The 17,604-nt window shown below is 65.3% G+C and carries 19 protein-coding genes; 13 read left to right on the top strand and 6 right to left on the bottom strand.

Going from position 1 to position 17,604, the window contains the following annotated elements:
• Positions 1–16: 16 nt before the first annotated feature.
• A complete protein-coding gene (locus tag AC1ROB_RS19425; protein ID WP_492969460.1) occupies positions 17–409 on the bottom strand; it encodes a hypothetical protein in 393 nt (130 codons plus the stop codon).
• Between the two features lie 67 nt (positions 410–476).
• Positions 477–902 (bottom strand): hypothetical protein, encoded by a 426-nt coding sequence (locus AC1ROB_RS19420; RefSeq protein ID WP_492969461.1) that lies wholly within the window; start codon positions 900–902, stop codon positions 477–479.
• Between the two features lie 150 nt (positions 903–1,052).
• On the opposite strand from AC1ROB_RS19420, the gene AC1ROB_RS19415 reads away from it, so the two are divergent.
• From AC1ROB_RS19415 to AC1ROB_RS19390, 6 genes are all read left to right on the top strand, one after another.
• Entirely contained in the window at positions 1,053–1,565 is a 513-nt protein-coding gene (locus tag AC1ROB_RS19415; RefSeq protein WP_492969462.1) for a hypothetical protein, read from the top strand.
• Positions 1,566–1,996: 431 nt separating this feature from the next.
• Positions 1,997–2,554: a F0F1 ATP synthase subunit delta gene (locus tag AC1ROB_RS19410; protein ID WP_492969463.1), complete on the top strand. Its 558-nt coding sequence runs from the start codon at positions 1,997–1,999 to the stop codon at positions 2,552–2,554.
• Entirely contained in the window at positions 2,554–4,083 is a 1,530-nt protein-coding gene (gene atpA / locus AC1ROB_RS19405) for a F0F1 ATP synthase subunit alpha (RefSeq protein WP_492969464.1), read from the top strand. Before AC1ROB_RS19410 ends, atpA begins: the two co-directional genes overlap by 1 nt.
• Positions 4,084–4,107: 24 nt before the next feature.
• Entirely contained in the window at positions 4,108–4,995 is an 888-nt protein-coding gene (locus AC1ROB_RS19400; protein WP_492969465.1) for a F0F1 ATP synthase subunit gamma, read from the top strand.
• Between the two features lie 45 nt (positions 4,996–5,040).
• Entirely contained in the window at positions 5,041–6,465 is a 1,425-nt protein-coding gene (atpD, locus tag AC1ROB_RS19395) for a F0F1 ATP synthase subunit beta (protein WP_492969466.1), read from the top strand.
• A 27-nt stretch (positions 6,466–6,492) separates the two neighbouring features.
• Positions 6,493–6,894: a F0F1 ATP synthase subunit epsilon gene (locus AC1ROB_RS19390; protein ID WP_492969467.1), complete on the top strand. Its 402-nt coding sequence runs from the start codon at positions 6,493–6,495 to the stop codon at positions 6,892–6,894.
• A gap of 61 nt (positions 6,895–6,955) precedes the next feature.
• On the opposite strand, the gene bluB is transcribed toward AC1ROB_RS19390, so the two are convergent.
• The 3 genes from bluB to thiC all read right to left on the bottom strand — a co-directional run bounded on the left by bluB (position 6,956) and on the right by thiC (position 10,532).
• Positions 6,956–7,600 carry a 5,6-dimethylbenzimidazole synthase gene (bluB, locus tag AC1ROB_RS19385; RefSeq protein ID WP_492969468.1) on the bottom strand — a complete coding sequence of 215 codons (645 nt, stop codon included), beginning with the start codon at positions 7,598–7,600 and terminating at the stop codon, positions 6,956–6,958.
• A 7-nt stretch (positions 7,601–7,607) separates the two neighbouring features.
• Positions 7,608–8,621, bottom strand: coding sequence for a TIM44-like domain-containing protein (locus tag AC1ROB_RS19380; protein WP_492969469.1), 1,014 nt, complete (start codon positions 8,619–8,621; stop codon positions 7,608–7,610).
• A gap of 102 nt (positions 8,622–8,723) precedes the next feature.
• On the bottom strand, positions 8,724–10,532 hold the full coding sequence (gene thiC / locus AC1ROB_RS19375; protein WP_492969470.1) for a phosphomethylpyrimidine synthase ThiC: 1,809 nt from the start codon (positions 10,530–10,532) through the stop codon (positions 8,724–8,726).
• Positions 10,533–10,969: 437 nt separating this feature from the next.
• On the opposite strand from thiC, the gene AC1ROB_RS19370 reads away from it, so the two are divergent.
• The 7 genes from AC1ROB_RS19370 (at position 10,970) to AC1ROB_RS19340 (ending at position 16,904) form a co-directional block, all read left to right on the top strand.
• On the top strand, positions 10,970–12,571 hold the full coding sequence (locus AC1ROB_RS19370; protein WP_492969471.1) for a sensor histidine kinase: 1,602 nt from the start codon (positions 10,970–10,972) through the stop codon (positions 12,569–12,571).
• 54 nt (positions 12,572–12,625) lie between these two features.
• Positions 12,626–13,084 carry an ArsR/SmtB family transcription factor gene (locus tag AC1ROB_RS19365; protein WP_492969472.1) on the top strand — a complete coding sequence of 153 codons (459 nt, stop codon included), beginning with the start codon at positions 12,626–12,628 and terminating at the stop codon, positions 13,082–13,084.
• Positions 13,081–13,434 (top strand): SRPBCC family protein, encoded by a 354-nt coding sequence (locus tag AC1ROB_RS19360; RefSeq protein ID WP_492970753.1) that lies wholly within the window; start codon positions 13,081–13,083, stop codon positions 13,432–13,434. The genes AC1ROB_RS19365 and AC1ROB_RS19360 overlap by 4 nt, the downstream gene beginning before the upstream one ends.
• 11 nt (positions 13,435–13,445) lie before the next feature.
• Entirely contained in the window at positions 13,446–13,847 is a 402-nt protein-coding gene (locus AC1ROB_RS19355) for a GFA family protein (RefSeq protein ID WP_492969473.1), read from the top strand.
• A gap of 14 nt (positions 13,848–13,861) precedes the next feature.
• Positions 13,862–14,596 (top strand): DUF899 domain-containing protein, encoded by a 735-nt coding sequence (locus AC1ROB_RS19350; protein WP_492969474.1) that lies wholly within the window; start codon positions 13,862–13,864, stop codon positions 14,594–14,596.
• Between the two features lie 111 nt (positions 14,597–14,707).
• Positions 14,708–16,252 carry an MFS transporter gene (locus tag AC1ROB_RS19345; RefSeq protein WP_492970754.1) on the top strand — a complete coding sequence of 515 codons (1,545 nt, stop codon included), beginning with the start codon at positions 14,708–14,710 and terminating at the stop codon, positions 16,250–16,252.
• Positions 16,253–16,262: 10 nt separating this feature from the next.
• The gene (locus AC1ROB_RS19340) at positions 16,263–16,904 is read left to right on the top strand and encodes a glutathione S-transferase family protein (protein ID WP_492969475.1); all 642 of its coding nucleotides are present in this window, start codon (positions 16,263–16,265) and stop codon (positions 16,902–16,904) included.
• Here the strand turns inward: AC1ROB_RS19340 and radC are convergent.
• Positions 16,901–17,599 (bottom strand): RadC family protein, encoded by a 699-nt coding sequence (radC, locus tag AC1ROB_RS19335; protein ID WP_492969476.1) that lies wholly within the window; start codon positions 17,597–17,599, stop codon positions 16,901–16,903. The two genes, AC1ROB_RS19340 and radC, sit on opposite strands and share 4 nt — an antisense overlap.
• Between the last annotated feature and the right edge of the window lie 5 nt (positions 17,600–17,604).

The following is a 17,604-nucleotide window of genomic DNA, read 5'->3' as shown; positions in this document are numbered from 1 at the left end:
TCCGGTCTGATGTCCTTCACTTGCCGTAGACGGCCAGCGCGACCATCATGACATTCAGCGGCAAGAGAAGCGTGCAGAGGCTTAGGACCAGGCCATGCAGCCAGTTCCGGCGTGGCGCCAGAAACACCACGCTCAGCCCGGCCAGGATCATCACGTCCGGCAGCACATGGAGCGAGTCATAGATCGCCTTGTGTACGGCCTGGTTCGACCAGTGCATCAGGGCCATCGCATCAGGCATCCAGGGCGCGGCCTGCAACGCGGCTGCTGAACCGTAGGCAAGGACAGCAGCGATGCGATACCACCGCTGCGCATGGGCGGGGCGTCGGTCGGTCCAGCTCTGTAGCAGGCCGATCACCATGAAGGTGAGGATGGCGCCGATCACGACGCCGGGTATTGCGTACATCACCATGACGGCAGGATGTCAGGCGCCGTACCGGTTGTCCGCAGCATTGGTGCCTGCCGCTGTGACCGCCGTCTCAGCTCGCCACGTAGATCAGCAGCACGCTGCTGCCGAAGCCGAGCAGGATGCAGGCGACGGCATACAGCGCATACCAGCTGCGCCGCGGCGGCAGCAGCCGCGTGGTCAGGCTGAACAGGATCACGGCGGCCACCAGCACCGTGCCGGGCAGTGCTTTCGCCGGGCGCACCAGATAGCGGCCGTAATGCTCCAGCAGGCCGGGCGAGAGCTGTTCGCCCAGGCCCAGCAGCAGCGTGGCGATCAGGGGCAGCAGTGCCAGCAGGCCGGCGGCGCGTGCCGTCCAGATCTTCCATGGGTCGCGCGGATCGGCCACGCGATGCCGGCGCGTGGCGACCAGGCCGATCGCGGCGAGCAGGATCAGCGCCAGACCGCCGATCAGGCTCGGCCGGCCGATATAGACCAGAATGGGCCACAGCTCGTTCATCGTCGTCTTCGCTCCCGGAACAGCAAACGCCTCACCGGCCTTTCGGCTCCGATCGTGATTTAGGTTTATAATCACATTATATACTATAAATGTTCTTATTCTCGTGCTATGGTCAGGGCCTGATCCTCCCTCCCCGGAAAGGTACAGGCCATGGAGCACGATGATAATACATTGAAAACCCTGGACGATTACCGCAGCCGACCGCGCCGCCGGGTGAACTGGCGGTTGGCCGCCGAGCTGCTGGCGCGCGGCCTGACCCTGGAGGCGGCGGCCAAACGGCTGGGCTGCGGCGTCGCGGTGCTCCGGCGCAACCTGCGCCGCTCGCCGGAATTCCGCCGTCGCATCGAGCAGGCGGCCGAACAGCGCCGGCTGCGCATCCAGCTCCGTTTCATGGCGCTCGGTGAGGAAGCGGCCGAGCTGTTGCGGCCGGCCGAGAAGCAGGATGCCCGCCTGCTGCAATGGCTCGGCACGCAGGCCGGACTGGCGGGGCAGCCCGGCGCTGTCCAGGACGGCGATTTCGCCGTTCGCTGGGCGCTGGCGCTCGGCGTCACCACCCGCCAGCGCCTGAAGAAGGCGGCGGAAGACGTGGCGATGGCCGAAGATGCGGCCGCCGTGCAGGCGCTGCTGGACGAAGTGCGGGCGGCGCGGCAGGACCGGGGATGAGCCAAAGCGGTGGGCTCAGGATGGCGCAGGATGGCTGGAGATGGTCTGGAATGGCGTGGCGCTGGCCGGATTTGGCAAAGTTTGGTCCGGTTTGGCGCGAGATGGCGCGACATGGCAGGATTGCCGGCTGTGGCCGCCTGTTTCCGACGTGTTTTTCGTGCGCAGATCGCCCATCCGGCGGGCATTCGGGCGGCCTGCGACGCACTGCGACAAAAGGCTTGTGCCCTGCGGCGGGCCGGGCTGTTGCGCCCCCCATACCCGTATGCTAGTTAAACGCGGCTTTCGCGCCGGGGGGGCCGTAAAAAAGCTATAGCCACCCCGAAAATTCCTTAAGTCGTGCAAAGTCTTAAGCGGTGCGTCGTGCGGCAGGTCGGTCTCCCCCGGCCGAGTCCGGACGGCAGCGCCGGTCCATGTAAGAAGAAGGGTCGTTCGTGGCTGAAACTACGCTCGTCTCCGGCATTGCCGGCCGCTATGCGACTGCGCTGTTCGAACTGGCGCGCGACGCCGGTCAGCTCGATGCCGTCGCCAGGGATCTCGCCTCGCTGTCCACCATGCTGGCCGAGTCGACCGATCTGGTCCGTCTGGTCCGTTCGCCGGTGTTCAGCCGCGACGAGCAGGCCAAGGCCATCGCCGCCATCGCCGCCAAGGCCGGTTTCAGCGAGCTGGTCGGCCGCTTCCTCGGCGTGCTGGCGGGCAACCGCCGCCTGTTCGTGGTCGCCGATATCATCGCCTCTTTCCGCACGCTGCTCAGCCATCATCGCGGCGAAGCCATTGCCGATGTCGTCTCGGCGGTGCCGCTGAATGATGCGCAGCTCGCGCAGATCAAGTCTTCGTTGTCGTCCACTGCTGCCGGCAATGTCGTGATCAACGCCAAGGTCGATCCCTCGCTGATCGGCGGCCTGATCGTCAAATTCGGTTCGCGCATGATTGATGCGTCGATCCAGACCAAGCTCAACAATCTCAAGACCGCCATGAAAGGTGTTGCGTGATGGATATCCGCGCCGCAGAGATTTCTGAAATCCTGAAGAGCCAGATCAAGAATTTCGGTGCCGAAGCCGAAGTCTCCGAAGTCGGTCAGGTTCTTTCCATCGGTGACGGCATCGCCCGCGTCCATGGCCTCGACAAGGTGCAGGCCGGTGAAATGGTCGAGTTCCCCGGTGGCGTGAAGGGCATGGCGCTGAATCTCGAAACCGACAATGTCGGCGTCGTGATCTTCGGCGACGACCGCGGCATCAAGGAAGGCGACACCGTCAAGCGCACCGGCGCCATCGTGGACGTTCCCGTCGGCAAGGGCCTGCTCGGCCGCGTCGTCGACGCGCTGGGCAACCCGATCGACGGCAAGGGTCCGCTGGTCGACGTCAAGCGCGCCCGCGTGGAAGTGAAGGCGCCTGGCATCATCCCGCGCAAGGGCGTGCATGAGCCGATGCAGACTGGCCTCAAGGCGCTCGACGCGCTGGTGCCGGTCGGCCGCGGCCAGCGCGAGCTGATCATCGGCGATCGTCAGACCGGCAAGACCGCCGTGGCCATCGACGCCATCCTGAACCAGAAGGCCACCAACGCCGGCGCCGCCGACGACAAGAAGATGTACTGCATCTATGTCGCCGTCGGTCAGAAGCGTTCGACGGTTGCCCAGGTGGTGAAGACGCTCGAAGAAGCCGGCGCCATGGAATATTCCATCGTCGTCGCCTCCACCGCGTCGGAGCCGGCCCCGCTGCAGTTCCTGGCGCCCTACACCGGCTGCGCCATGGGCGAGTTCTTCCGCGACAACGGCATGCATGCCGTGATCGTGTATGACGATCTGTCCAAGCAGGCCGTCGCCTACCGCCAGATGTCGCTGCTGCTGCGTCGCCCGCCGGGCCGCGAAGCCTATCCGGGCGACGTGTTCTACGTGCATTCGCGCCTGCTGGAACGCGCCGCCAAGATGTCGGACAAGAACGGCGCCGGCTCGCTCACCGCGCTGCCGGTCATCGAGACCCAGGCCGGCGACGTCTCGGCCTACATCCCGACCAACGTCATCTCGATCACCGACGGCCAGATCTTCCTGGAAACCGAACTGTTCTATCGCGGCATCCGTCCGGCCATCAACGTCGGCCTCTCGGTCAGCCGCGTCGGTTCGGCCGCGCAGATCAAGGCGATGAAGCAGGTTGCCGGCTCGATCAAGCTGGAACTCGCGCAGTATCGCGAAATGGCCGCCTTCGCCCAGTTCGGCTCGGATCTCGATCCGGCGACCCAGCGCCTGCTCAATCGCGGCGCCCGCCTGACCGAACTGCTGAAGCAGGCCCAGTACCAGCCGCTGCCGGTCGAAGAGCAGGTCGTCTCGATCTATTCGGGCGTGAAGGGCTATCTCGACAAGATTGCGGTCGGCGATGTCGGCCGCTTCGAGCAGGCTCTGCTGAGCACCGTCAAGTCCAAGCATGCGGACCTGCTGAAGGGCATCCGCGAGGCGCAGGCCCTGACGCCGGACCTGGAAGCCAAGCTGAAGGCCGTGCTCGAAGAGCTGGCCAAGACCTTCGCCTGAGCCGCAAACCAAGGGTAGCGCATAATGCCTAGCCTCAAGTCACTGCGCGTTCGGATCAACTCGGTCAAATCGACCCAGAAGATCACGAAGGCCATGAAGATGGTGGCAGCCAGCAAGCTGCGCCGCGCCCAGGAGGCCGCCGAAGCCGCGCGTCCTTATGCTGAGCGTATGGCGCAGATCATGGCGTCGCTGTCGGCCGCCCAGACGGGGTCCGATACCGCACCGAAGCTGATGATCGGCACCGGCAAGGATCAGGTGCATCTCCTGATCGTCGCCACCGCCGAACGCGGCCTGTGCGGTGCGTTCAACTCCTCCATCGTCAAGCTCGCCCGCCGCAAGATCGAAGAGCTGGTCGGCCAGGGCAAGACGGTGAAGATCCTCTGCGTCGGCAAGAAGGGCCGCGACCAGCTGCGTCGCGACCATGCCTCCAAGATTGCCGATACGGTCGATCTGTCGAAGTCGAAGAAGATCGGTTTCACCGACGCCCAGGACATCGCCGATCGTGTGCTGGCGATGTTCGAGGCCGGCGAATTCGACGTCGCCCATGTCTTCTACAACAACTTCAAGTCGGTGATCAGCCAGATCCCGACCGTGCAGCAGCTCATTCCGGCCATGGTTGCCGGCAATGCGGCCGCCACCGGTCCGGACCTGCATGGCGCCATCTACGAGTTCGAGCCGGACGAGGAAACCATTCTCGATCAGCTGCTGCCGCGGAACCTGTCGATGCAGGTTTACCGGGCGCTGCTCGAGAACGCGGCCTCCGAACAGGGCGCCCGCATGTCCGCGATGGACAACGCGACGCGCAATGCCGGCGAGATGATCAAGAAACTGACCACCGTCTACAACCGGTCGCGTCAGGCCCAGATCACCAAAGAGCTTATTGAAATCATCTCCGGCGCCGAGGCGGTCTAAGACCGCGCGCTGGGAGTACGGAAAAGAAGAGAGCGGAGCAGCATCATGGCTACGAACAAGACGGGTCGCATTACCCAGGTCATCGGCGCGGTTGTCGACGTGCAGTTCGACGGTTACCTGCCGGCGATCCTGAACGCCCTGCATTGCACCAACCAGGGCAACCATCTGGTGCTCGAAGTGGCGCAGCATCTGGGCGAACAGACCGTCCGCACCATCGCGATGGACTCGACCGACGGTCTGGTCCGCGGCATGGAAGTCACCGACACCGGCAGCCCGATCTCGGTGCCGGTCGGTCAGGAGACGCTCGGCCGCATCATCAACGTGATCGGCCAGCCGATCGACGAGCGCGGGCCGATCAACGCCAAGCATGCAGCCCCGATCCATGCGCCGGCCCCGGCCTATATCGACCAGTCGACCGAGCAGAAGGTGCTGGTCACCGGCATCAAGGTCGTCGACCTGCTCGCGCCCTACTCGAAGGGCGGCAAGATCGGCCTGTTCGGCGGCGCCGGCGTCGGCAAGACCGTGCTGATCATGGAGCTGATCAACAACATCGCGAAGACCCATGGCGGCTACTCGGTGTTCGCCGGTGTCGGCGAGCGTACCCGCGAAGGCAACGATCTCTATCACGAGATGATGGAGTCGGGCGTTATCAAGACCGACGGCCCGGGCTCGAAGGTCGCCCTGGTGTACGGCCAGATGAACGAGCCGCCGGGCGCCCGCGCCCGCGTCGCGCTGACCGGCCTGACGCTCGCGGAATACTTCCGCGACCAGGAAGGCCAGGACGTGCTGTTCTTCGTCGACAACATCTTCCGCTTCACCCAGGCGGGTTCGGAAATGTCGGCGCTGCTCGGCCGTATTCCGTCGGCGGTGGGTTACCAGCCGACGCTGGCCACCGACATGGGCGGTCTGCAGGAGCGCATCACCTCGACCCATAAGGGCTCGATCACCTCGGTGCAGGCGATTTACGTGCCCGCCGACGATTTGACCGATCCGGCGCCGGCCACCTCGTTTGCCCACTTGGACGCCACCACCGTGCTGTCGCGCCAGATCGCCGAACTCGGCATCTATCCGGCCGTCGATCCGCTCGACTCGACCTCGCGCATTCTCGATCCGCGCATCGTCGGCGAAGAGCATTACGACATCGCCCGTCGCGTGCAGAGCATCCTGCAGAGCTACAAGTCGCTGCAGGACATCATCGCCATCCTGGGCATGGACGAACTGTCGGAAGAAGACAAGCTGACCGTCGCCCGCGCCCGCAAGATCCAGCGCTTCCTGTCGCAGCCCTTCGACGTGGCCCAGGTGTTCACCGGCTCGCCGGGCGTGCAGGTGCCGCTGGCCGAGACGATCCGCGGCTTCAAGGAAATCGTCGAAGGCAAGCACGACCATCTGCCGGAGTCGGCCTTCTACATGGTCGGCACCATCGACGAGGCGATTGCCAAGGCGAAGAAGCTGGCGGCCGAAGCGGCCTGATCCAGGCCCGCGTAAAGGAGCAAGACCATGGCGGAGACCGTCAGGTTCGAACTGGTATCGCCCGAGAAGCTGCTTCTCGCGCTCGATGCCGAGATGGTGGTGGTACCCGGTGAGGCCGGCGACTTCGGCGTTCTGCCGGGTCACAGCCCGCTGATCTCCACCATCCGCAACGGCATCATCGAGGTGACGGTGAACGGCAGCGTCGCCGAGCGCATCTTCGTCGCCGGCGGTTTTGCCGAGGTGGCGAACGACAAGCTGACCGTGCTGGCCGAAGAGGCCGTGCCGGTGTCGAAGCTGGATCGTGCGAAGGTCGAAGCGGCGCTGAAAGACGCCCGCGAGGACTTCGAGGACGCCAAGGACGACCACGCCAAGGCCCGCGCCAATGCCCGCGTCGAGAAATACACCGCCATGCTGGAAGCGGCGGCGTAAGGCCGGTTGTCATTTCAGAGTTTGCAAACGGCGCGGTGTCAAACCCGCGCCGTTTGTCGTTTCACCGCTTCAGGATCTGCTCGCTGACATCGCGGCGATGTTCCCAGCCGGCGCGCTCCAGCTCAGGCGTGGCGGCCTCGTCCTCGGGCCAGCCGACGCAGAGATACGCCACCAGCTTCCATTCCGGTTCGACCTCGAGATCGCGGGTGAGCGCCTCGGGCTCGAAGATCGAGACCCAGCCGGCGCCGAGTCCCACCGCCCTTGCTGCCAGCCAGAAGCCGTAGACCGCCATCACGGCCGAGTAATCCAGCATCTCCGGCATGGTGCGGCGGCCGAGGCCGTGGCCCTGCGCCGTGGCCTCGTCGGCAAAGACCGCCAGATGCACCGGCGCCTCTTTCAGGCCGGCGAGCTTCAGCCCGGCATAGAGCCTGGCCTTCTCGCCGCTGTAATCCGACAGCGCCTCCTTGTTGGCGCGTTCAAAGTTGGCGATCACCTTCTGCCGGCGCTCAGGGTCTTCCACCAGCACGAAACGCCAGGGCTGGCTGTTGCCGACGCTGGGCGCCAGCGCCGCCGTCTCCAGAAGTTGGGCAACCAACGCCATCGGGACCGGATCGGTACGGAAGCGGCGCACGTCGCGCCGCCACACCATCAGCTCGGTCAGCTTTTTGCGAAAAGCTTCATCGAAGACGGGCGGCGACGCGGGCACGGGTTGGTTAGTGGCCAGGCTGCTGGATGGCGCTGAGCAGCCAGCGGCCGTCCGGCGTATCGCTGGCGCGCAGGAAGGTCCAGACCTCGGTGCTGCTGCCACGCTCGGTCTTGCTGCCCTCGGCCACGCTGCCGTCGGTGCGCAGCGTGTAGTCGAGCGCGCTCCAGCGCATCGCCACCGTGGCATAGTCGAAGCCGTCCTCGCTCCAGCTCTCGGCCAGGTCGCCCTGTTCGAGCGTCACCGCCTCGACATGGTTGGCGAGGCCCTTGCTGGCCAGCAGCGACAACTCGCGGCTGAAATAGCCGACCATTTCCGGCGTGGCAAATTTACGCAGCGCATCCAGGTCGGCCTGGCTCCAGGCGGCCTGGATATCGGTCAGCGCCTGCTGGAACGCCTCGAAGTCACGCTCAGTGATCTGCAGGCCGGCGCCCATGTTCGAGCTGCCGGTCGGGGCGATATCGGCGGTGCGCGCCGTGCTGGTCGCGAGCGGAATATCCGAGACGCGGAAATCGTTCGGCGCACCGCCAGCGGTTGCGAGTTGCGGCTGCGGCTGTTGGCCGCGCATGCTGCGGAAGAGGCGCAGGCCGAGCCAGACCAGGCCGCCGATCAGCGCGACCTGCAGCAGCAGGCCGAAGATGCCGGCAAAGCCCATGCCGGCGCCGCCGAAGAGGCCGCCGCCGAACAGCATGCCGACGAGGCCGGCGCCGACCAGGCCGCCCATCATGCCGGCCATGAAGGGATTGCGCTGGAAGAAGCCGGGCTGCTGCGCCGGAGCGCCCGGCGCGGGCGTCGCCTGCTGGGCCGGACGGGGGGCGGCCTGGGTCGGTGGCGTGGCGCTGCGCTCGACCGGGGCGGCCTGCGGCGCGGTGGGGGTGGCGGGGGCCGACTGCGTGGTGCGGCTGCCGCGGCTGCCGGCGCTGGTGCTGCCGCCGGCCTTGGCGGCGGCCAGAGCCGGCGCCAGAGCGATAACGAGACTGGCGGCCAGCGCGGTCGCCTGCATGATTTTGCGAATATGTGACATCTGCCTACCCCTGTTTTGCCCGCTCTGCCGACGGGCTCCCTCCATGTAAGCAGCGTCAGCCGGCCGCGCAAGACGCCGGCTGACGCTTTGGCCGGAAAAGCGCTATTCCGCGCTGCGGTAAATCTCGCCGCCTTCTTTTCTGAAGCGCTCGGCCATCTCGGCCATGCCGGTCCGGGCCACGTCGTTCTGCATCCGGGCGGCGTCGCGCACCTCCTGGCTGATTTTCATCGAGCAGAATTTCGGTCCGCACATCGAGCAGAAATGCGCCGTCTTATGCGCGTCCTTGGGCAGGGTCTGGTCATGGAACTGCGCTGCCGTTTCCGGATCGAGGCCCAGGTTGAACTGGTCCTCCCAGCGGAATTCGAAACGCGCCCGGCTCAAGGCATCGTCGCGCCTGGCCGCGCCCGGATGACCCTTGGCGAGATCGGCCGCATGCGCCGCGATCTTGTAGGTCACCACGCCGACCTTCACGTCGTTGCGGTCGGGCAGGCCGAGATGTTCCTTCGGCGTCACGTAGCAGAGCATGGCGCAGCCATACCAGCCGATCATCGCAGCGCCGATGCCGCTGGTGATGTGGTCGTAGCCCGGCGCTATGTCTGTCGTGAGAGGCCCGAGCGTATAGAACGGCGCCTCGCCGCAGGTTTTCAGCTGCTTGTCCATGTTGGCCTTGATCTTGTGCATGGCGACATGGCCCGGCCCCTCGATCATCACCTGCACGCCCTTGGCCCAGGCGATCTTGGTCAGCTCGCCCAGCGTTTCCAGCTCGGCAAACTGCGCGGCATCGTTGGCATCGGCGGTCGAGCCCGGCCGCAAGCCGTCGCCCAGCGAGAAGCTGATGTCATAGGCCCGCATGATGTCGCAGATCTCGGCAAAATGCGTGTAGAGGAAATTCTCGCGATGATGCGCCAGGCACCATTTCGCCATGATCGAGCCGCCGCGCGAGACGATGCCGGTGACCCGATTGGCGGTGAGCGGGATGTAGCTCAGCCGCACGCCGGCATGGATGGTGAAGTAATCCACGCCCTGTTCGGCCTGCTCGATCAGGGTGTCGCGATAGATTTCCCAGGTCAGGTCTTCGGCGCGGCCGTTCACCTTCTCCAGCGCCTGGTAGATCGGCACGGTACCGATGGGCACGGGAGAGTTCCGGATGATCCAGTCGCGGATATTGTGGATATTGCGGCCGGTCGAAAGGTCCATCACCGTATCGGCGCCCCAGCGGATCGCCCAGACCATCTTGTCGACCTCATCGGCCACCGAGGAGGTGACGGCCGAGTTGCCGATATTGGCGTTGATCTTCACCAGGAAATTGCGGCCGATGATCATCGGCTCGAGTTCCGGATGGTTGATGTTGCAGGGGATGATGGCGCGGCCGCGGGCGATCTCGTCGCGCACGAAGGCGGGTGTGACCAAGTCGGGGATATCCGCCCCGAAATCCTCGCCATCCCGCTTGGCAAGGTCCTGCCGCGCTTCGTTCTCGCGGATGGCGACGTATTCCATCTCGGGCGTGATGATGCCGCGCCGGGCATACTCATACTGCGTCACCGCAACGCCGCCTTTCGCCCGCAGCGGCCGCGGATGCAGCGGGAAGGCGGGTACCGAACTGGCGCCGCCATTGTCGGCCGGCTGCACCAGCCGGCCGTCGTAAGCCTCGACATCGCCGCGCGCCATGATCGAAGCGCTGCGCCAGCGTGGCAGGCCTTTGTTGATGTCGATCTCGGCGTCGGGATCCGTGTACGGCCCCGAGGTGTCGTAGACCGGCAGTGGCAGCTCACCGGCCGATGGATGCGTGGCGATCTCGCGATGCGGCACGCGGATAGCGGGATGCAGGCTGCCCGGCTGGTACCGCTTCACCGAAGCGGGCAGGGGTCCTGTGGTGATCTTGAAGTTGGGGGCGGTGGTAAGCGTGTCCATAAGGATCTCCGTTGCAACAGGCGACAGGAGATCCGGGGTGTGGTGGATGTTCGCGGAATGCGGCGCAGGAAGACTCAGGCTGTGCCGTACGACCGTTCCCTCCGCCGGCATGACCCGGATCAGGTTCTCAAACCCGCCGGATTCAGCGGCGGGTTTCAGGGTCACGGCGTTGCAGAGGATGAACCACTGCCGGCCGACTCTCAGCGCCCTAGCGGCGCCCCCCTCGGTAAGGCCGATGGTGGCGCAGATGTCGGGCGCGGTCAACATGCGCAACCTGCAACTGTATGCGGATCGTATTACGCGATTTACAGACGGGATTTTTCCGCGCCATGCTGCAGTCGGATTTGGGGAAGGAAACGAGTATGCGCTGGCTCCAGGACTTTCTGGAAACTGACGGGTTTCTGCCGCATGGCATGTGTTTGATCTGGAAGCCGGAGGTGTTCTGGCTCCATCTCGTGTCGGATACCACCATCGCGCTCAGTTACTTCGCCATTCCCGCGGCCCTGCTCTATGTCGCCGTACAGCGCGCCGATCTGGTGCCGCGCTGGCTGCTGGCGCTGTTCATGGCCTTCATCGTGCTCTGCGGCCTGACGCATCTGCTTGGCGTGTGGGTGCTGTGGAATCCCGATTATGGCGTCGAGGGGCTGGTCAAGGCGGCGACGGCGATGGTGTCGCTGGCGACGGCGGCATCGCTGGTGCCGGCGGCGCGCTGGGCCGGCACAATGCCGAGCGCCGGACAGTGGATCGAGACCAATCGTCACCTGAACAGCGAGATCGCCGACCGGCGCGCCGCCGAGGACCAGGTGCGCGCGCTCAATGCGGATCTGGAAAACCGCATCCGCCTGCGTACGGCCGAGCTGGAAGCGGCCAATGCCCGCCTGCAGCATGAAGTGGACGAGCGCCGCGCTGCCGAGCAGCGTTTCCGCAACGTGGCCGAGCTGAGCGTCGACTGGGTCTGGGAGACCGATGCCGATCTCGTCTACACCTACATGTCGGATCGCGTCGAGCAGGTGACCGGCTCCAGGGTCGCCGACTACATCGGCCATTCGCGCATCGCGATGTTCGGCGACGTTTCGGCCGACCCGTTCCTGCAGCAGCATATCGAGGACTGCAAGGCGCATCGGCCATTCTCCGATGTGGTGCAGTGGATCCACCGGCCGCGCGGCCTGGTCTGCATCAGCGTCAGCGGCCGGCCGCATTTCGATAGCGAGGGGAACTTCATCGGCTATACCGGCGTCGGCCGCGACGTGACTCAGGAGCAGCTGCAGCGTCGCCGTCTGGAGGACATGAATGTGGCGCTGTCGGAAGCACGCGACCAGGCGTTGCGGGCCTCGAAAAGCAAATCCTCCTTCCTCGCCCATATGAGCCATGAGCTGCGCACGCCGATGAATGCCATCCTCGGCTTTGCCGAGGTGATGAAGGAGCAGGTGATCGGGCCGATGGAAGAGCGCTACCGGGCTTACGCCGGCCATATTCATGACAGCGCCCAGCATCTGCTCAGCCTCATCAACGATGTGCTCGATCTCTCCAAGATCGAGGCCGGGGCCTATGAGCTGCAGGAAACCAGCGTCGATCTGCCGGCCCTGGGCGCGCGCGCCCTGCGCCAGGTGGATGGCGCCGCGCAGGATCGCGGCGTGCTGCTGGCCATGGATATGCCGCGCGACCTGCCAGCGGTGTGGGCCGACCAGCGGGCGATTTTCCAGATCACGCTCAACCTGCTGACCAATGCGGTCAAGTTCACGCCGCGCGATGGCCGCGTCACGCTGTTTGCCCGGCGCGAGGATGGCGGCGGCCTGGCCTTCGGCGTGCGCGATACCGGCATCGGCATGAATGAGACTGAGATCGGCAAGGCGCTGCAGCGTTTCGGCCAGGTCGACAATGTGATGACCAAGCAGCATCAGGGCTCCGGCCTCGGCCTGCCGCTGGTGCAGGAACTCACCCTGCTGCATGGCGGCGCGGTGAGCCTGCAGTCTTCTCCCGGTGCCGGCACCGTGGTCACGGTGCGCTTCGGTGCCGACCGCATGGAACAGCCCGACTGAGCGTTCAGAATATAGGGGTTGACTTTGCGGTCTCTCGGCCCAATACTAAACCACATGGTTAAGTATTCAGATGCCGCTCTCGACCGCACCTTTGCAGCCCTTGCCGACCCCACCAGGCGGGCGCTGCTGGCGCAGCTCGAGGGTCAGGACAGCCTTTCGATCAGCGATCTGGCGCGGCCGTTTCCGGTGTCGCTGCCGGCGATCATGAAGCATCTCGACGTGCTGTCGGATGCCGGCCTGATCTCCCGCAGCAAAACCGGCCGCACCGTCACCTGCCGGCTGAATGCCCAACCGATGGAGCAGGCCATGGACTGGTTGCACCGTTACCAGCGCTTCTGGACCGCCTCGCTCGATCGTCTTGCCGCCTTTGTCGAGGAACAGTCATGTCCGCCCAAGCTCTCCCTGGTGCCCCCGTCTCCCGCGATGCCGTCCGTCCCAGCCTCACGCTCAAGCGCCGGCTCAAAGCCCGGCCGGAAAAAGTCTGGCGCGCCTGGACGGACCCCACGCAAATAGTCGCGTGGTTCGGGCCGGGGAACTGCGAATACCTGGCCAATGAAATCGACCTGCGGGTCGGCGGCCGTTTCCGCGTCGCTTTCCGCAGCGATATCGACGGCAAGCCGCAGGAACGCCATGAGGTCGGCGGCACCTACCGCGAGATCGTGGAAAACCAGCGGCTGGTGTTCAGCTGGAACTGGGTCAGCACGCCCGAACGCGTGTCGCAGGTGACGGTGACGCTGAAAGCCGATGGCGACGGCACGCTGCTGACGCTGCATCACGAGCAGCTCTGGGACGAGGCCTCGAAGACCGGCCATACCCGAGGCTGGACCGCATCGATGAACAAGCTGGAAGCCCTGTTTTATTGAAGGAAGCCGTCATGAAGCGCGTTTACAAGGGCAGCTGCCATTGCAGCGCCGTACGGTTCGAGGCTGACCTCGACCTCGATCAGCCGACCAGCAAATGCAACTGCTCGGTCTGCACCAAGGCGCGGTTCTGGAAATCCGTCGTGCCGGAAGACGCCGTGCGGATTCTGCAGGGCGCGGACGGGCTGACCGAATATCGCTTCGGCAGTGGCAATATCCGTCACCTGTTCTGCAGCCATTGCGGCATCAAGCCGTTCGGCCGCGGCGAGGTGGAGGGCTTCGGCCGCTTCGTCGCCGTCAACGTCGCCTGTCTGGACGATGCCAGCGATGCCGAACTGACCGAGGCGCCCGTGATCGTCGAGGATGGGCGCAACAACGACTGGACCAAACCGCCGGCGGAAAGCCGCTATCTGTGATGGAGGACTAGCCCATGACCGATCACCGGATCGTATCCCGCGAAGACTGGATCGCTGCTCGCCGTGCCCATCTGGCGCGCGAGAAGGAGATCACCCATGCGATGGACCGGCTGTATGAAGAACGCCGCGCCCTGCCCTGGGTGAAGGTCGACAAAACCTATATGTTCGACACCCTGCAGGGACCGAAGTCGCTCGGCGACCTGTTCGGCCGCAACAGCCAGCTCATCGTCTACCACTTCATGTTCGGGCCGGACTGGGAGCAGGGCTGCATGGGCTGTTCCTTCCTGGCCGATCATATCGATGGCGCCAACCAGCATCTGAAGCATCATGATGTCTCGGTGGTGGCGGTGTCGCGCGGGCCGCTGGCCAAGCTGCAGGCCTATCGCAAGCGCATGGGCTGGCAGTTCGACTGGGTGTCGTCGCAGAGCAGCGATTTCAATTACGACTACCATGTCTCCTTCACCCCGGAGGAGCTTGCCGGCGACAGCCTGTCCTACAATTTCGAGATGATCCCGAGAGAGCAGGGGCATGACGAATTGCCGGGCACCAGCGTGTTTTTCCGCGATGACAACGGCGACATCTTCCACACCTATTCATCCTATGCCCGCGGCGGCGACATTCTGATCGGGGCCCATCATTTCCTCGACCTGACGCCGAAGGGCCGCAACGAAAACAGCACCATGGGCTGGATGCGCCGCCACGACGAATACGAAGACGCGCCGAAAGCCGCGTCCTGCTGCAACGACTGAGCCTGGGCTGCCGGATACCTGACGCTTATTGTCAGGTATCCGGCGGTATCATGGACGATCCGATAACCGTCTCGCAGAAAGAGTGCGACCATGACTGCTGCTGATCCGGCAATGGCAACATTGCCCCCGGATGCCGACGCGCCGCCGCCGAAAGCCGGCCGCCGCGAATGGATCGGGCTGGCGGTTCTGGCACTGCCCTGCCTGCTCTATTCCATGGACCTGACGGTGCTGAATCTCGCCGTGCCGCAGCTCAGTGCCGATCTGCAGCCCAGCAGCATTCAATTGCTGTGGATCGTCGATATCTACGGCTTCATGGTCGCCGGCTCGCTGGTCACCATGGGCACGCTGGGCGATCGCATCGGCCGCCGCCGCGTGCTGCTGATCGGCGCGGTGGCCTTCGGCATCACCTCCGTCTTCGCCGCCTTTGTCACCAGTGCCGAGATGCTGATCCTGGCGCGCGCGCTGCTCGGCATCGCGGCGGCGACGCTGGCGCCCAGCACGCTGTCCCTGATCCGCAACATGTTCCTCGATCCGCATGAACGCACAGTGGCCATCGGCATCTGGATCGCCAGCTTCTCGGCCGGCGGTGCGCTCGGCCCGGTGATCGGCGGCGTGCTGCTGACCTATTTCTGGTGGGGCTCGGTCTTCCTGGTGGCCCTGCCGGTGATGGCGCTGCTGCTGATCCTGGGCCCGATCCTGCTGCCGGAATACAAGGACCCCAAGGCCGGCCGGCTGGATATCCTCAGCGCCGCACTGTCACTGGCCGCCGTGCTGCCGATGATCTACGGCATCAAGCGCCTGGCCGAATACGGGCCGAACTGGGCTTCTGCTGCGATCATTCTGCTTGGCCTGGCGCTGGGCACGATCTTCGTGCGCCGGCAGATGCGGCTGTCCGATCCGCTGATCGACATGCAGCTGTTCCGCTCGCCGGCCTTCAGCACCTCGCTGGCCATCAACATCATCGGCGTCTTCGTTGCCTTCGGCATGTTCCTCTTCCTGGCGCAGTATTTCCAGCTGGTGCTGGAGATGAGCCCCCTGGAAGCCGGCCTGTGGATGGCGCCGATGGGCGCGACCTTCATCGTCGGGTCGATGATCGCGCCGATCATCATCCGCCGCCTGCGGCCGGGCTATGTGCTGGCGCTCGGCCTCGCTTTTGCCGCCATCGGCTATGTCATGCTGGGGCGCGCCGAAGCGCCGGGCGGCTTTGTCATGCTGATTGCCGGGTCGATCGTGTTCTGCCTCGGCCTGTCGCAGGTCTTCACGCTGACCACCGATCTGATCGTCAGCACCGCGCCACCCGAACGCGCCGGCGCGGCGGCGGCTTTGGCCGAGACCAGCTCGGAATTCGGCGGTGCGCTTGGCATCGCGATTCTCGGCACGCTGGCGACGGCGGCCTATCGCAGCAGCATGACCAAGGTCATTCCGGCCGATCTGCCGGCGGCGACGGCAGAGGCGGCGCGCAGTACGCTCGGTGGCGCGATGACGGCGGCGGCGCAGCTGCCGGTCGCCACCGGGGAAGCATTGCTGGATGCGGCGCGCCTGGCGTTTTCGCAAGGGTTCTTCCTCAGCGTCTTCACCTGCGCGGTGATCGCCGCCATCGGCGCGGTGATGGCCGCCGTGGTGCTGCGCCGAGTGCAGATCGGCGGCGCACATTGAGAGTCTGCGCATGACCATCGTCATTACCGCCTTTGAACGATCGCCCGATGGCGGCAAGGGGCTGGCGCGCGATACGCGCGTGCGCTGGGCGCTTGAAGAAGCCGGGCAGCCTTACGCGGTGCGGCTTGTCTCGTTTCAGGCGATGAAGGAGCCTGCGCATCTGGCGCTGCATCCCTTCGGCCAGATCCCGACCTATGAGGACGGCGATCTCGCCCTGTTCGAGACCGGCGCGATCGTCTTCCACATCGCCGAACGCCATGCGGGCCTGCTGCCGGACGATGCCGCTGCACGGGCGCGGGCGATCACATGGATGTTTGCCGCGCTCAACACGGTGGAGCCGCCGATCCTGGACCTCGCAACTGCAAAGATCGTGGAGGGCGGCAAGCCCTGGGCCAAAGAGCGCCTGCCGCTGGTCCAGGATCGCGTGCGCGAGCGGCTGACGCAGCTTTCCGCCTGCCTGGGCGATGCCGACTGGCTCGATGGCGGATTCAGTGCCGGCGACCTGCTGATGGTGTCGGTGCTGCTCCGGTTGAAGCCTTCGGGCCTTCTGGGCGAATACCCGAATCTCGCGGCCTATGTCGCGCGCGGTGAAGCGCGGCCGGCCTACAGGCGGGCGTTCGATGCCCAGGCAGCAATCAACGCGCGACCTTAATCCATCAGGCCCTTCTCGCGCAGCGAGACATGGCCCTTGCGGCCGATGATCAGGTGGTCATGCACGCTGATCCCCAGCGCATCGGCGGCCTTCATCACCTCGCGCGTCATCTCGACATCGGCGCGTGATGGTGTGGGATCGCCGGAGGGATGGTTGTGCACCAGGATCAGGGCGGCGGCGTTCAGTTCCAGCGCACGTTTGATGACTTCGCGCGGATAGACCGGCGTATGATCCACGGTGCCGCGCTGCTGCTGCTCGTCGGCGATCACCTGGTTTTTCCGGTCGAGATAGAGCACGCGGAACTGCTCAATGCCCTCGTGCTGCAGCACGGCGCGGCAGTAATCCAGCAGCGCCTGCCAGTTTGACACCGCCGGCCGCTGCATCGCATCGGCCTTCAGCAGCCTCAGGCCGGCCTCGCGGGTGACCTTCAGCGCGGCAATCGCCGCTTCGCCGCAGCCCGGCACTTTCGAGAGGCGCTCGGGCGGCGCGGCGAGCGCTGCCGCCAGCGAACCGAATTCAGCAATCAGCGCTTTCGCCAGCGGCTTGACGTCGCCGTTGCGGAACACGCCAAACAGGATCAGTTCGAGGATTTCATAATCCGGTATGCCGGCGCCGCCGCTTTCGAGGAAGCGGGCCCGCAATCTGCTGCGATGGCCGTGGAAGTGGGGTTTTTCTGGATCGCCCGCTTCTGCCACTCAGA

It is taken from the genome of Ferrovibrio sp. GW821-FHT12F09 (assembly GCF_058806775.1).
Note: the sequence above shows the minus strand (reverse complement) of the source record. Positions and strands in the feature narration are given on the sequence as shown.